This window comes from Amycolatopsis sp. NPDC004368, assembly GCF_053602515.1.
Map to the genome: position 1 here is coordinate 97,902 of NZ_JBSGDT010000021.1, position 14,197 is coordinate 112,098.

Sequence of the window (14,197 nt, forward strand, 5' to 3'; positions counted from 1 at the left end):
CAGACGCCGGTGACGGTGGAGCCGGCCGGACCACGGTCACCAGCAGCTGCCCCCCCGAGCGCAGGGCCGGGGCGACTCGGTGGTCGATGCGGTGGTCGATGCGGGCCGCGCACCACCTCCCGCCTTGACCACGGGTTTCCGGTCGGTCGACCGGCCGCGCGGATCGCCCGCCGCGGTTGTCCAGGCACGCCTGCCGCCGCCAGGACTCCTCATCCGGTGAGGCGGTCCACGGGAACCGCCGGCGTCACCGGATGAGCCCGGCCGCCGGCGTCGGGAGCGCGCCGGATGCGGACCTCGACGGCGAGGCAGAGTTCCGCGAGATCACGCGGCTTGGCGAGGCTCTTGCCAGTGTAGCTCTCGAACCGGTGCAGCCGGCGCCGGACCGTGTTGGCGTGGCAGGACAGCTCCTCGGCCGTCTGCGCGACTTGGCCGTCGTGGGCGACCCAGGCCAGGAAGGTGCGCAGGAGCAGCTCCTGTTCCTCGGCCCGCGCTCCATCGAGGCCGGCGAGGACCCGGTCGGCCGCCCGGCCCGTGACCGGGGCGGCCGCGACGGCGGTCACCGCGAACGCCTCGTCGTCGAAGACGGTGACCAGCCCCCGTTCCCGGAGGGTGGCGGCGAGGGCTACGTTGGCGAGCCGCAAGCCGAGCGCGGCCGCGGCCGGATCGTCGAAGAGCGGTGAGACCCCGATCGGGCCGGTCGCCTCGGCGCGCAGCGCGTCGACCAGGTCGCGCCGGTGGGTTTCGTCCGGTACGGCCACGATGCCGACCTGCGCTTCGGGCATGACCAGCCACGCCGACCGGATCCCACGCGAAGCCAGCGTCGCGTCGATCCCGGGCAGGCTGCGCCGGCCGAGCTGAGCCAGCCCCGCGGCGACCACCACGTAGTTCCCCTGGATCCCGAGACCGAGGATGTCGGCCGCTTCCCGCGGGGTGATCGGCCCAGACAGCCTGCCCTCCAGCAGGGCCCGCAGCATGTCCGAGCGGTCGTGCTCACGCGCGAGGATTCGGGACGTCTGCTGTTCGCGGTAGCCCTTGATCGTCTCCTGGGTGATTTGGTGCACGACCTGCCACACGGCCGATCCCGCCTCGAGGAGCTCGCCGTCCGGCACGGTGGGGGCGGCGCGGTTCTCGTCCACCAGGGCCTGCCAGATGAAGCGCATGCTCACCAGGCTCGCCTGCAAAACCGCGGCCAGCGGGACGTCCGCCCGGGCCCGGGCCTGGCCCGCGGCGTAGGCCGCGCCCGTCTCCGGCGGACGACCGCTGCCGAGCGCGAGGAAGACGTTACGCAGGTTGACGCGCAGCGAATTCAGCAACTGCTGCTCCGGCCGGTAGAACGGGATCTCTTCGCGGAACACGCCGGCCAGCCGCCGCGCCAGCGGATCGGCCCGACCGGCCAGGCGGTTCGCCAGCCGGGAGAGCTCGGGATGCGCCGGAGGCACCTCCTCGGATCCCGTCGCGGGAACCGGATCGTCCGCCTCTCCCCAAGCACTGCCCACGGTACGTTCGATCCCTTCCTCGTTGCCGGCGTCGATCGTCTCGCGCGGCCGCTTCGGGCGCCGCCTCGCGAGACGAGACGTCAGGCACACTGCGCAGAACGGTCGGCCGGGGCCCAGAACAGGCCCCGGCCGACTGTGCAAGCAGGGTGATTACTGGTTGTCGTCGCTGAACAGGAAGCGGCTGGGAACCTCGTCAGGCCGCAGGATCCTGTTCTCGCCCGGGAACGGCTTGGTCCACCCGGTGGAGGTGTACCAGTCGTAGCGGCTCAGCTGCGGCTGGTTCACCCCGTCGACCTGAGCGTGGGCGCCGGTCAGCTTCGGCAGCGCGTCGTCGTGGTGCCACTGGGCCCAGGCGGCGGCCGTCTGCTGTTGGGCGGCGGGAACGACCGGGGCCGCCCTCGCCTGAGCCGACGCCGGCGTGACCGGGATCAGGTTGCTCACGCCTTCGGTGAGCGGGATCTGGTTGGGCGCCGTGGTGTAGGGCGTGAAGTCGGGCTTGTCGGTGAACGCGCTGAACATCGGTGTCGCGGCGCGGTCCTCCTGGTTCATCGGCTGCATCCCGAGGATCTGCTCGACCGTCTTCACCGCGTTGACCTGCGTGAAGTACTCGCTGTTCACGACGCCGCGCTTGGCGTAGGGGCTGGCGATGAAGAACGGCGCGCGGTGCCCGTCGACGTGGTCGGTGCCGGCCTGGGTGTCGTCCTCGAACACGAACACGGCCGAGTCCTTCCAGAACCGGCTGTGTGAGATGTCGGAGATCATCCGGCCGACGGCCAGGTCGTTGTCGGCGACCTGGGCCCGCGGGGTCGCGGGTCCGCCGGTGTGGTCGTTGGGCAGCGACATGGTCGTCAGCGCCGGCAGGTCACCGGTCTGCTCGGCCTTCTTGAAGTCCTGCTCCCACACGTCGACCTTGTACTGGTCGGGAATGGCGAGGTTGAATTGCGGGAAGTCGGGGTTGCTGATGGCGTTGTTCGACGGCACGTCGGAGTACGACTTGTACGCGTCCATCGCCACGGGCAGGTCACCGGTGGCCTTGCCTTCGAGGATCTGCGAGTCCGCGTAGTACTGCTGCCATGAGCCGGCCTTCCCGCTGGCGATGGCCTCGTACTCGCCGTAGTTGCGGGCCGACTTGCCGGCGCGAGCGGCGGCGTCCCAGATGAACCCGTCGCGCTGGTAGGCCAGCGCGTCGCGCGCGTTGTAGGGGTAGCTGCGTGCCCACGCGCTGGCCGCGTTCTGCGCCAGGTAGTCGTTGGGCTCGGCCTGCGTCAGCCAGTTGTGCCCGTCGGCCGAGAGCATGCCGTTGTCGTAGAAGTTGTCGAACGTCGTGAACGTGTTCGCCAGGCTGTGCTCGTTCGGCGTGACGGCCGCGCCGAAGTTGGTCCGCGTCGGGTCGCCGTTGCCCTTGCCCAGATCGCCGAGGATCTGGTCGTAGGTCCGGTTCTCCTTGATGATCATGAACACGTGCTTGATGGGCGACGACTGACCCCGCTGACGCGGAATCGCCGTCAGCGTGCCCCGGCCGTTGCCGGGCACCTGCCCGTTCTCACCCTGCCGCGAGTGGTCCCAGCCGTTGTTGCTGAACACCTGCCGGGTGGTGTCGGCTAGCTGCGCGGCCTCGGGCATGGCGAACGAGGTCAGCGTGCCCTTGTAGGCGTAGCTCTGCGGGGCGCCGTCGGTGCCGATGCCCTGCTGGTTGCTGACGACGACCCTGCCCAGCTTGGCGTCGAACTGCACCTCGTTGGGGTACCAGTCGGTCGGGATCAGGCCCTGGTACTTCGCCGGCGCGCGGGGGCCGTCGTACTCGAACTGCGCGATCGCGTTGTCGCGGCCGACGCGCACCAGCATGTGCTTCGCGTCGGTGAAGGCGATCGAGTTCGGGTACGCGCCGACCCGGATGCCGGGCAGCGGCTCGACGTCGATGGTCTGCGTCACCTTGTGCGTGGCCGCGTCGATGACCGAGACGGTGTCGCTGTTGGTGTTGGTCACGAACACGGAGCCGTCGTGCTGGGTCAGCGACGTCGGCTGCAGACCGACGTCGACGGTGTCGACCACGGCGTTGGTCCCGAGGTCCACGACCGAGACCGTGCCCGTCGTCGACGCACCGGTCACGGGGTCGGACACGATGTTCGTGCCGTCGGACTTGTTGGTCGTGTCACCGGCGACGGCGGTACGGCCGCCCCGGTTGGACACGAACGCCTTGCCGCCGACGATCGCGACGGCCTGCGGCCCGTTACCCACCGCCACCTGGGCCGTGAGCGTGTTCGTGGCCGTGTCGACCACGCCGAGCTTGTTGCTGCCGCTCAGCGCGAGGTAGAGCTTCGCGCCGTCGGCCGACAGGGCCAGCCAGTAGGGCAGCGAACCGCCCGGCAGCGTGAGCTTCGCCGGCGCGGCCGGGTTGGTGATCAAGCCGTCCGGACCGACCGCGTACTTCAGGACGGTGGACGTCGTGGCGGCGTACAGCGCCGAGCCGTCGGGTGAGTACACCGGCGCCGCGACGCCGGTGCCACCGAACGTCTGCAGCACGGAACCGGTCGCGGCGTCGAGGATGGTGATCGACGGCTTACCGGAGTTGTCGCCGCCGGTCTGCACCGCGACCTTGGCCCCATCCGGGCTGATGGCGCTCCCGATCGACTGCGCGGAGAACGTGGCCGCCCGCGCCCCGAACGGGGAAATCCAGCGGTTGTCCGACGTCAGGATCCGCCCGTCGACGTGCTGGCCGAGCATGTTCGTGCCGAACGGGTTGGCCGGGACGTCGGCCACCGCGGCGGACGCGACGCCGCCGACTGTGAGCAGCGCCACGGCAGAGCCAGCGATCGTCCAGCGCTTGCGCGCAGCGGGAGATCGTCGTCTTTGAACTTGCACCGTCGTTCCTTTCGCGGAAAGAAAATTCTCGGAGGGAGCTCCGGAAAGGGATTCAACAACTCCAAGACGGCGCGGTGCCGAAAGCGCGATTGCTCTCGCACAGTGAAGGGATGACCGGCTGGTTACGGCGAGGCCACGGTCCACCACCGCAACAGGTTCAGACGAGTGCCGGCCACCCCCAAGGCCGACAAACCCAGCAATACGGTCAAATCGTCGAGGCCTGCGGTGTCCACACTGGAGGGTGCGAAGTGGTTCTGGCGGCGGTTACCGTTACTCCGTCCGCCAGTTGCTCGACAGCTGCCCGGTAGCCGCCCCACAGCCCACCACTTAACTCACAGATTACCCGGTTAACCCCCCGATTACCCAGTGCGGTGAGGGACTTTTCCGATCGGCTCTGAAATTGCGCACCCGAAGTCCACATCGGACACTCAAGCGGCGACGGTGTGCGGCGCTTCGCGGGGTTCCTCGTCGAGCACGGACGCCGCCTCCGCGAGCACTGCATCGACGGCCCGCAACTGCGCCTCGGTCCGCCGCAGCGCCGCGTCCGCCTCGGCCCGCAGCGCGGCCGCCCGCCGTCGAGCTGCGAGGACGACGTCGTCGGCTTCCGCGTGTGCGAGGGCGAGCAGACGGCTCACCTTGTCGCCGACCACGGTGGGGTCGCCGGGAGCGCGGCACAGCCGGTCGATCTGCCTGCGCAGCACGGAGATCTCGGCGCGAGCCTGCGCCAGCCGGTCGGCGAGCACCTCGGCCTGCGACTGCGCGGCGTCGCGATCGACGGCGATCAGGCGCAGTTCCTCGTGCAGCTCCGCGAGCCGGTCGTCGACCTGCTCGCGGTCGTAGCCGCGCAGCGTCAGAGCGAAGCTTTCGGGCAGTGCGAAACTTTGGGGCAGCGCGGACGTCACCGTGCGCTCCCGTCGAGCAGCGCGGCAAGTTCGTCGGCGTGGCCCGCGCGACGCAGCCGCACCGGGTCGGGTGTGCCGAGCGTGTGGTCGTCGGCGAGCACGGCGGCGACGAACCGCACCACGTCGGCCGGCGGCGGCGCCACGGCCGTTCCGCCGAGGTACCGCACGACGATGAGGTCTTCGCCCGAATGGGTTTCGACAGCGGCGGCCCAGCCGCGTTCCTCGTCCCACAGCAAGGCGAAATCGCGGTCCGGATAGGCCGGGTGGCGGTGGTCGAGCGCAAGGTAGGCCGACAAGGGCGCCGCGTGGTCGAGCGTGCAGGACTCGAGACCGATGCCGAGCTCGGCGGTCACGGCACGCAGGTAGGTCATCAGCGCGGGGGCGGCGGGGTGGTGGCCGGTCGGGATGTCCAGCGATGCGGTCACGACAGCCAGTTCCTTTCTCTCCGAGTCTCCGGGAAACGAGTGACCGAGCCGGCAGGGCCGGGCCGTGCGGCCCGGCCCTGCCGGTGTCAGCGGTGCGTCCGGCACGGGTTCAGGTCGTGATCTCCTTGCGGTCGGCGCCGGCGGTCACGGTGATGCGGCGTGGTTGCGCGGTCGCGGCGACGGGGATCCGCACCGTCAGCACGCCGGCCTCGTACCCCGCGGAGATCTTCGTGGTGTCGAGGCCGTCGCCGAGCAGCAGCTGGCGGGAGAACACGCCATAGGGCCGCTCGGAGACCTGCATCCGTGCGTCGTCGCCGGTGGGCAGCGGGCGCCGCTCGGCCTTGACGGTCAGCACGTTGCGCTCCACCTCCAGCTCGATCGCGTCGGGGTCGACGCCGGGGAGGTCGAAACAGGCCACGAACTCGTCGCCGGCGCGGAAGGCGTCCATCGGCATCGCGGCAGGCCGGGACCACGTGCCCGGCGAAGCGCTGCCCAGCAGCTGCTGCGTGAACCGGTCGAACTCGCGGAACGGGTCGGTGCGCATCAACATCGGCTCCACCTCCTGAGGTCGTTTTCGGGGTTGTCAACGCGCAGATCTGTTCTAGCATGTCATCGGAACGTTGACAAGTGATGGGTCATCGAAAGGTTGACAACATGGACGAAGTCGACGCCTTGGCGCTGGTCAACGGGGCCCTCGCCGCCGCGCGCTCCGGTCGCACCGACGGTGACGGGCTGCTCGCCGCTCTCGGCGCGCTGCACGCGTTGCGGGCGGCGCTGAACGAGTGGGAGCCGGAGCTGATCACCGCCGCTCGTGCGGCCGGAGTGAGCTGGGCCGCGCTTGCGCCGGCACTGGGCGTCACAAGCCGGCAGGCCGCCGAACGGCGTTACCTGCGCATGCAGCCTTCGTCCACCGGGGAGACCACCGGCGAGGAGCGCATCGACGCGCAGCGCGACCGGCGTGCCGGGGAGCGCGCGGTGTCCGAGTGGGCTCGCGGCAACGCGGCATCCTTGCGCCAGCTGGCCGCGCACGTCACCGCCGCGGAAGGGATGTCGGCAGCGGGCCGGCGCGCCGCGGCCGGCGTGGCGAGAGCCCTGGCGGAGGACGACGCGTCGGCCTTGCTGGCCCCCCTCGGGGAGACGCGGCGGCACCTGGCGGCCGGCCACGCGGAGCTGGCGGCGCGCGTCGGCGAGCTCGGCGAGGAGACCGGCCGCGTGCGCGACGACGCGATCTCCGACCGGCGCCGCCGGACCCACGGCTGACGAAAGCCGGAACGAGGAAGGAAAACGGGTACGACCGTGCTCGCGGGTTCCGCTGTCGGGACCTGTGGTGGCCCGAGGCCTGCACCCAGGCACATCAAGCGTCGCGGAGGTGCTCCAGAGCGGCCGTCAGCAGCGGCCGGTGCCCTTCGTACAGCTTCCCTCCCCCACCCTCGATGGCTGCCGCGAGGCCGTCCAGGTCGGCGAACGGACACCACCGAGCCGCGGCCGCGTCATCACCCGCGGTGGCTGGGACCGGTTCCTCGATCCGGTAGAGCGCCACCGTGCTCGATGCCCAGGCGTGATCGGTGTTCCGCCAGTCCTCCACGTAGGTCCGCATCAGGATCTCCGGATCCATCCCGGCGAGGTCCACGCCGGTTTCTTCGCGCAGCTCGCGGACCAGCGCACGCGCCGCGGTCTCGCCCGGGTCGACCATGCCGCCGGGGATGGCCCACTCCGCGCTGTCCTCACGCAGGATGAGCAGCACCTGTGGTGCCGCCCCGCCGGCCCCGGCCACGACGATCGGGTCCACGGCCTGGTTCTCGCCCCATTTTCCGAGGTGCCGGCCCGTCCTTCCGGTGCGGCCGGTGGGGTTCAGCGGCCGGCGCCGCTCGTCGAGCCGGTACGGCACCAGGGCGGCAGCCTGCCGGTCAGCCCAGTCCGGCACGTCGCTCGGTGTCGCGTGGGGATCGGCCCACCCCGCGCGCACGCTGCGTTCCAGTCCGGCGCCCACGAGTTCCGCCGGGGTGATGTCGACCGGGATGTACCCCGGCCACGGCGTCGACCACGAGCGCATCGTGTCCGGCACCTGCGAGCCCGCGTGGCTCATCTCGCTGCGGGTTCCGGTCGCCCACAATTCGGCCGGCCCCGGCTCCCCGAGGTCGTCCCGCCGACGCTGCGCGGTGGTCAGGGGCACACCCATGGCCGCGGCCAGCCGGCGAGCCGACCCGCCGTCGCGCGCGTGCGCCCGGATGCCGGCGCAACGCACACCGTCGAGATGGGCCAGCAGTCGGCACACGTCCTGCAGCAAGCGCTCATCCCACGCCAGCCCGGCTTCACCCGGGCACTCGGCGGCACTGCCCGTCCGCAGCGCGGCCAGCCCCACCAGGACCGTCTCCAGCTCCCCTGCCAGCTCCGCCGCGTCGGTTCCCAGTGCGGCTGCCTGGTCCTGGGTCAGGGACAGCACGAAATCCAGGCCACCACGTCGTGCCTCGGCGCCTTCACGGCGATTCACAGCGCTTCAACTCCCGTCCGGCCGGCGTGCTCACCCCTTACCGCGGGTCCATTCCGCCGTGATCACTGCGGCCCTCGTCCTCCGTCGTCGTGCCCGACGGCTCCGGTACTTGGTCGCGGAAGGTCGGTTCGGTGTGTTCCTCACCGAAGTCGGCGTCTTCTTGCATGCTTTCCGCGGTGACCGGGTCGATTTCGGGTGTGCTCACGGTTTCCTCCACGAACGTGAACGCCTCGCCGGCCGATGGCTGCCGGCGCCGGACACAGCGAATACCACGCTCGCGCCCGTCCAAACGAGGCGAGCCCACGGAACGCTCCTGGGGAACGAGGGCCGCGCTCATTCGCGCGTGGCCTCGCCGGCCACCGCGTCCGCTTCGCCGGCGTCCATCGCCGCGGTGTCGCGCGGCGGCAGGAACGGCTCGGCTTCACCACCCTCGCCGCCTGCCTCGAGCCGGCGGGCGCGGGCCAGCTCGGCGTCCAGCTCGGCACCGAGCAGCAGGGCGATGTTGGAGATCCACAGCCACACCAGGAACACGATGACCCCGGCGAGCGACCCGTACGTCTTGTTGTACGAACCGAAATTGGCCACGTAGAGCGCGAAGCCCGCCGAGGCGAGCACCCACAGCACGACGGCGACCAGCCCGCCCGGCGTGAGCCACCGGAAGCTCGGCTGCCGCACGTTGGGTCCGGCCCAGTAGAGCACCGCGAACACGAGGCTGACGAGCACCGCGATCACCGGCCACTTCGCGATCTCCCACACCAGGACTCCGGTCGAGCCCACCCCGAGCAGCTCACCCAGCCGCCGCGCGACGGTTCCCGTCGCCACGACTCCGAGCGCGCAGACCACCAGGACCACCACGACGCCGATCGTCAGCGCCACGCGCAGCGGGACGACCTTCCACAGTGGCCGGCCTTCGGGCATGCCGTAGATCGCGTTGCCCGCGCGCATGAAGGCGCCGAGGTAGCCCGATGCCGACCACAACGCCCCGAGCAACCCGATCACCGCGAGCGGTCCGGCGAACCCGCGGGAACCGGACAGCTCGCGAATCGCGCCCACGATGATCTGCCGGGCTTGCCCCGGCACGATCTGGTTGACGTTGTCGACCACGGTCTGCGTGGCGCTCGGTCCGAGCAGGCCGAGCACCGAGATCAGCACCACGAGGCCCGGGAAGATGGACAGCACGCCGTAGTACGTGAGTGCGGCGGCCCAGTCGGTGACGTTGTCCTTGCCGAACTGCCGCACCGTGCGTTTGAGCACCCCGCGCCACGAGCCGCGCGACAGATTCGTCGGTCTTTCCGGTTCCGTGCGCTGTGTGCCCACCGCCACCACCTCATTTCGGCCGCCGCGGACATACCCGTCCACCGACCGGCCAAACCGCGTTCACCGGTGCGATCACGCTCGTCGCCGGTGTCGCACGCAACGCCCGCCGGGTAGCCGCCCTGCAACGTGCGCGTTGCGCGAGGACGGTGCCGATGAGTCTCGGCCGACGTGCTCGCCGGCGCGTCAGCGAGCGGCCGTCCGCACCTGGTAGCGGCGCTCGGCGTAAGCGAGATCATCCCGCCACAGTCGCGCCGCGGTCCGGCGGATCAGCGGCCGGAGCGCCCCCGCGGCCTTGCGCGCGACCTCGAAACCGGCACGCTCGGACACCGCGACGACCGCTTCGATCACCGAGGTCCGGGGACGCCCGTCGGCCCCGGTGCCCAGCGGGGTGGCGTGGGTTTCGACCACGCTGCCGCTGCCCTCCCCCTCGACGATGCGCATCACCACGGTGCGCGGGCCGGGGCAACCGAATTCGGCGACCACCGGTACTCCCCACCGCCCCGCCAGCCGGAAGGTCACCTCGACGAGGAAGCGGTCGTCCGCTTCGGCGACGTGCGTACCCGCGGGTGCGTCGAGCACCTTGAGCCGCGCGAACGAGTACGGGTGGAACCACGCGCCGTGCCAGGGATCAAGGCGGTTCGCGACGATGTCGGCCGGCTCGCAGACGCCGGTCACGGTCGCGACGGCGGCCACGCTGCCGTCGCGCGCGGGACGAGCCGGCACGGCGGGTTCCGTGGTCGGGCGTTCGCCGCCGAGCCCGTCCAGCCGCGCCCACACCAGCACCCCGTCGTCGAAGCACGGGACTGGCGACCAGCCCGCCCGCCGGCCGCCGACCCGCAGGCCGTGCCAGCGGCACACCAGCTCGTCGCGGTCGACGCAGGCCACGGCCAACGGCGCGCCCAGGTGCGGGCACGCCCCGGGACCGACCCGCAGGTCGCCGGACCGCGTGCGCCACGCGACCAGCTCCTGCCCGCCAATGCTCCGGCCGAAGGGCCGGTCCCGCCCGACCTCGCGGCTGGCTGCCAGCACGTACCAGTTCCCGGACGGCCGGCCCTGGGCCCGTTTGACGGCGGCCTCGATGACGGCCGGGTCGCAGTCGCCGTAGGTCGGCCGCTGCCGGGCCCACCGCGGTTCACCGAACGGCTGGATCGGCCAGTCCGCCGGCCACCGCCGGCCGAGTCGCTCTTCGAAGGTCACTCGAGGGGCTTACCCGGTCCGATGCGGGGTAACCCCCTCGAGTCTCCGGCGGACGAGCCAAGTGGGCAACGGGAAGGAACCGGATGGCGACGACGACAGAGGGCCTCACCCCGTCGACCGGTCGCGGCGACTGGCTGACCGCGCTCGGCGGGGAACTTTTCACCCACGTCGACGAGTTCGTCGGCGCCCGCTGTGCCGAGCAGTTCGGTGGTCGGGGTGAAGGGGCGCTCGCCGGCACGGCCCTGCCGGAGTTCGTCCGCGGCGGCAAGTTCCTGCGGCCGATGTTCGCCTACGTGGGGTGGTGCTGCGGCGCGCCGGAGGACGACGCCGCGGTGCGCGCGGTGGCCAGCCTCGAGCTGCTGCACTGCTTCGCCCTGGCCCAGGACGACGTCATGGACGGCTCGGACCTGCGCCGCGGCAGGCCGGCCCTGCACACCCGGTTCGCCCGCTGGCACCGCGACCAGGGCTGGAGCGGTTCGCCGGCCCGGTTCGGCGAGTCCGCGGCGATCCTGTCCGGCGACCTGTTCCTGGTCTGGTCCGAGCAGATGCTGCGCGAAAGCGGGCTCCCGGCCGCAACGCTGGCGCGCGGCTGGCCGCACTACGACGCCATGCGCTCGGAACTGGCCACCGGGCAGCTCGCCGACCTGGTGAACGACGCCCGCAACCTGCCCAGCTGGGAGTCGGTCCTGGACGTGCTCCGCCGCAAGTCCGGCAACTACACCGTCCGGCGGCCGCTTGAGCTCGGTGCCGCGCTGGCCGGCTGCGACGCGCGAGCCTTCCGAGCGCTCGGCGATTACGGCGCACTGGTCGGGGAAGCCTTCCAGTTCCGCGACGATGTGCTGGGCGTCTTCGGCGACCCGGCCGTGACCGGCAAGCCCGCGGGCCAGGACCTGCGCGACCGGAAAGCATCGAGTGTCGTCGCGCTCGCGCTCGCGATGGCCGACACCGCCCTGCGGCGAGAACTGCAGCGGCTGCTCCACCGCGAGGCCGTGGACGACGAAGCCGTGGCCGAACTGAGCGAAGCCATCGTGGCGTCGGGCGCGCCGGACCAGCTGGAGAAGCTGATCGACACGCAGGTGGGGAAAGCCCTCGACGCGATCGACGGTGCGGACCTGCCGAGCCGGATGACCGAAAGCCTCGCCGTGCTCGCGGCCCGCTGCACGGACCGGGTCCAGTGAGGACAGTGCCGGGCCGGACCGACGGGATCGCCGTCGTCGGCGCCGGCCTGGCGGGGCTGTCGGCCGCTTTGCACCTGGCCGGGCGCGGCCGGCGCGTCACCGTCGTCGAACGCGGCCCCGGCCCGCGCGGGCGCGTCGGCCGGGTGGAGCTCGACGGTTACCACCCCGACGCCGGGCCCACCGTGCTGACCAGGCCCGAAATCGTGCGGGACACCTTCGCCGCGGCCGGCGCCGGTCTGGCCGAGTACCCGCCGCTGCGGCGGCTGGATCCCGCCTACACCGTCTGTTTCGCCGATGCCGGCCGGTTGCCGGTGCATTCCGGCGCCGAAGCGATGGCCGAGGCGGTGCGTGCCTTCGCCGGGTCGGCCGAGGCCGCCGGATATCGCCGGTTGCGGAGGTGGTTCACGCGGCTCTACCGGGCCGAGTTCGACCGGTTCATCGAGTCGAACATCGATTCGCCGCTGCGCCGCGTGTTCACCTTCCAGGCGCTCTACGCGGGCGAATCACCGATGCGGGCGCTGGCCCGGTACGCCGTGATCCCTTACGTGGACACCGTCGGCGGCGTCCACTTCCCCGAAGGCGGGATGGCCGCGGTCCCCCGGGCACTCGCCGCGGCGGCCGGTGTGCGGTTCCGGTACGGCGACCGGGCCGAGGTCCTGGAACGAAGCGGCAGCCGGGTCCCGGCGGTGCTGACCGCCTCCGGCGACCGGATTCCCTGCGACGCCGTCGTTCTCACCGGCGAGCTGCCCGGGAGCTACCGGCTGCTGCGCCGCACCCCGCGACGACTCCGTCCCGCCCCGTCCGTGCACGCGGGCGCCGCCGGCCACTGGCCCGACACCGGGCACCACACCCTCTCCTTCAGCCACGCCTGGGCCTCGACGTTCGGTGAACTGATCACCGACGGACGGCAGATGAGCGATCCGTCCGTGCTCGTCACCCGGCCGACCCCGAGCGACCCGAACCTCGCTCCCGCGGGCCGCCACCTGTTCTCCATCCTCGCGCCGGCACCGAACCTCGACCGCGGCCCGATCGACTGGAGCCGGGAAGCCGAACCCGCCGCGGCGGCCCTGCTCGACGAAGTTCGCCAACGGCTGCTCCCCGGACTCGATGCGGAGGTCTGGCACGTGATCAGCCCCCCGGACTGGGCCGCCCGCGGCATGGTGGCGGGCACGCCGTTCAGCTACGCGCACTCGTTCGGCCGAACCGGACCGTTCCGGCCGCGGAACCTGCCCCGTGGCGCGGAAGACGTGGTGCCGGGCGGCGCCGGGACGGTACCCGGCGTCGGGGTCCCGACCGTGCTGCTGTCCGGGCGGCCGGCCGCCGACCGGATCACCGGGCCGGACCCCAGCTTCGGAACGGAGGACCCTCGATGACCCGCAAGGAACTCGACGCCGCCGGCATCCACGACCCGGCCCTGCGATCGGCCTACCGGCGGTGCCGGACGCTGAACGCGCGCCGCGGCCGTACCTACTTCCTCGCGACCAGGTTGCTGTCCCCGCCGCAGCGCCCGGCCGTGCACGCTCTGTACGGCTTCGCCCGGTGGCTCGACGACATCGTCGACGAGCCGGCCCCGGGGGCCACCGCGGCCACGATCGCCGCCGAACTCGAGGCGATCGAGCGGCGGTTCTTCGCGGCCCTCGCCGACGGTCACAGCGACGATCCGCTGCTCGCCTCCGTCGTCGACACGTCCGCGCGCTACGCCATCGCGGGCCGGCACTTCCGCGCCTTCTTCCGGTCGATGCGGATGGACCTCACCGTGACCGACTACCCACGCCGGTCGGCGCTCGACGACTACGTGCACGGCTCGGCGGAAGTCATCGGGCTGCAGATGTTGCCTGTGCTCGGCACCGTCACCGGCCGCGACGAGGCGGCCCCGCACGCCGCGGCGCTGGGCAAGGCGTTCCAGCTGACGAACTTCCTGCGCGACGTCGCCGAAGACCTCGCCCGCGACCGGGTGTACCTCCCGGCCGACGAGCTCGCCGCGTTCGGGGTGGATCGCGACCGGCTGGGCTGGTGCGCCGAACACGGCGCCGCCGACCGGCGGGTACGCGACGCGCTCGCCGCCCAGGTCGCCATCACCCGGACTCTCTACGAGCAGGCGCGCCCCGGGATCGCGATGGTGCACCCGGTGTCCCGCGCCTGCGTGGCCACCGCGTTCCGGCTCTACGCGGAGATCCTGGGACGCATCGAGCGGGCCGGGTACAACGTGTTCGGCCGCCGGGCCGTGGTCCCGCGAGCGCGCCGGCTGGTCGTCGCGGCCGGTGCGCTCGGCCGGGCCCAGTGGCTGCAGCTGCGCAACCCGGCACCGGTTCCGCCGAGGGGGGCGTGA

Annotated in this window: 13 protein-coding genes; 4 read left to right on the forward strand and 9 right to left on the reverse strand. The window is 72.0% G+C overall.

Going from position 1 to position 14,197, the window contains the following annotated elements; genetic code table 11:
• Nucleotides 1-209 precede the first annotated feature (209 nt).
• The 5 genes from ACWEOE_RS26710 to ACWEOE_RS26730 all read right to left on the reverse strand — a co-directional run bounded on the left by ACWEOE_RS26710 (nt 210) and on the right by ACWEOE_RS26730 (nt 6,235).
• Nucleotides 210-1,439 (reverse strand): PucR family transcriptional regulator, encoded by a 1,230-nt coding sequence (locus ACWEOE_RS26710; RefSeq protein ID WP_452013720.1) that lies wholly within the window; start codon nt 1,437-1,439, stop codon nt 210-212.
• A gap of 207 nt (nt 1,440-1,646) precedes the next feature.
• Nucleotides 1,647-4,295 carry a bifunctional YncE family protein/alkaline phosphatase family protein gene (locus ACWEOE_RS26715; protein ID WP_452013722.1) on the reverse strand — a complete coding sequence of 883 codons (2,649 nt, stop codon included), beginning with the start codon at nt 4,293-4,295 and terminating at the stop codon, nt 1,647-1,649.
• A 491-nt stretch (nt 4,296-4,786) separates the two neighbouring features.
• Nucleotides 4,787-5,260: a hypothetical protein gene (locus ACWEOE_RS26720; protein ID WP_452013724.1), complete on the reverse strand. Its 474-nt coding sequence runs from the start codon at nt 5,258-5,260 to the stop codon at nt 4,787-4,789.
• Entirely contained in the window at nt 5,257-5,685 is a 429-nt protein-coding gene (locus tag ACWEOE_RS26725; protein WP_452013726.1) for a DUF6292 family protein, read from the reverse strand. Before ACWEOE_RS26725 ends, ACWEOE_RS26720 begins: the two co-directional genes overlap by 4 nt.
• 109 nt (nt 5,686-5,794) lie before the next feature.
• Nucleotides 5,795-6,235, reverse strand: coding sequence for an Hsp20/alpha crystallin family protein (locus tag ACWEOE_RS26730; RefSeq protein WP_452013728.1), 441 nt, complete (start codon nt 6,233-6,235; stop codon nt 5,795-5,797).
• Nucleotides 6,236-6,339: 104 nt separating this feature from the next.
• On the opposite strand from ACWEOE_RS26730, the gene ACWEOE_RS26735 reads away from it, so the two are divergent.
• Nucleotides 6,340-6,945, forward strand: coding sequence for an HSP18 transcriptional regulator (locus ACWEOE_RS26735; RefSeq protein ID WP_452013730.1), 606 nt, complete (start codon nt 6,340-6,342; stop codon nt 6,943-6,945).
• Nucleotides 6,946-7,039: 94 nt separating this feature from the next.
• Here the strand turns inward: ACWEOE_RS26735 and ACWEOE_RS26740 are convergent, their stop codons facing one another.
• The 4 genes from ACWEOE_RS26740 to ACWEOE_RS26755 form a co-directional block, all read right to left on the reverse strand.
• Nucleotides 7,040-8,176, reverse strand: coding sequence for an NUDIX domain-containing protein (locus ACWEOE_RS26740; protein WP_452013732.1), 1,137 nt, complete (start codon nt 8,174-8,176; stop codon nt 7,040-7,042).
• Nucleotides 8,177-8,213: 37 nt separating this feature from the next.
• Nucleotides 8,214-8,381 carry a hypothetical protein gene (locus ACWEOE_RS26745; protein WP_452013734.1) on the reverse strand — a complete coding sequence of 56 codons (168 nt, stop codon included), beginning with the start codon at nt 8,379-8,381 and terminating at the stop codon, nt 8,214-8,216.
• 128 nt (nt 8,382-8,509) lie between these two features.
• Nucleotides 8,510-9,499: a YihY/virulence factor BrkB family protein gene (locus tag ACWEOE_RS26750; protein WP_452013736.1), complete on the reverse strand. Its 990-nt coding sequence runs from the start codon at nt 9,497-9,499 to the stop codon at nt 8,510-8,512.
• A gap of 177 nt (nt 9,500-9,676) precedes the next feature.
• Nucleotides 9,677-10,690: a DUF5914 domain-containing protein gene (locus ACWEOE_RS26755; protein WP_452013738.1), complete on the reverse strand. Its 1,014-nt coding sequence runs from the start codon at nt 10,688-10,690 to the stop codon at nt 9,677-9,679.
• A gap of 83 nt (nt 10,691-10,773) precedes the next feature.
• On the opposite strand from ACWEOE_RS26755, the gene ACWEOE_RS26760 reads away from it, so the two are divergent.
• Genes ACWEOE_RS26760 through ACWEOE_RS26770 form a run of 3 tightly spaced genes read left to right on the forward strand, consistent with a single transcriptional unit; the run spans nt 10,774 to nt 14,197 of the window.
• The gene (locus ACWEOE_RS26760; protein WP_452013740.1) at nt 10,774-11,868 is read left to right on the forward strand and encodes a polyprenyl synthetase family protein; all 1,095 of its coding nucleotides are present in this window, start codon (nt 10,774-10,776) and stop codon (nt 11,866-11,868) included.
• On the forward strand, nt 11,865-13,241 hold the full coding sequence (gene crtI, locus ACWEOE_RS26765; RefSeq protein WP_452013742.1) for a phytoene desaturase family protein: 1,377 nt from the start codon (nt 11,865-11,867) through the stop codon (nt 13,239-13,241). Before ACWEOE_RS26760 ends, crtI begins: the two co-directional genes overlap by 4 nt.
• Complete coding sequence (locus tag ACWEOE_RS26770; RefSeq protein WP_452013744.1) at nt 13,238-14,197, forward strand: phytoene/squalene synthase family protein; 960 nt, start codon at nt 13,238-13,240, stop codon at nt 14,195-14,197. The genes crtI and ACWEOE_RS26770 overlap by 4 nt, the downstream gene beginning before the upstream one ends.

Bases quoted from the DNA above. Each gene is read 5' to 3' on its own strand.
- ACWEOE_RS26735 (WP_452013730.1), top strand. From the start codon at position 6,340: ATGGACGAAGTCGACGCCTTGGCGCTGGTCAACGGGGCCCTCGCCGCC.
- ACWEOE_RS26730 (WP_452013728.1), bottom strand. From the start codon at position 6,235: ATGTTGATGCGCACCGACCCGTTCCGCGAGTTCGACCGGTTCACGCAG.
- ACWEOE_RS26760 (WP_452013740.1), top strand. From the start codon at position 10,774: ATGGCGACGACGACAGAGGGCCTCACCCCGTCGACCGGTCGCGGCGAC.
- ACWEOE_RS26770 (WP_452013744.1), top strand. From the start codon at position 13,238: ATGACCCGCAAGGAACTCGACGCCGCCGGCATCCACGACCCGGCCCTG.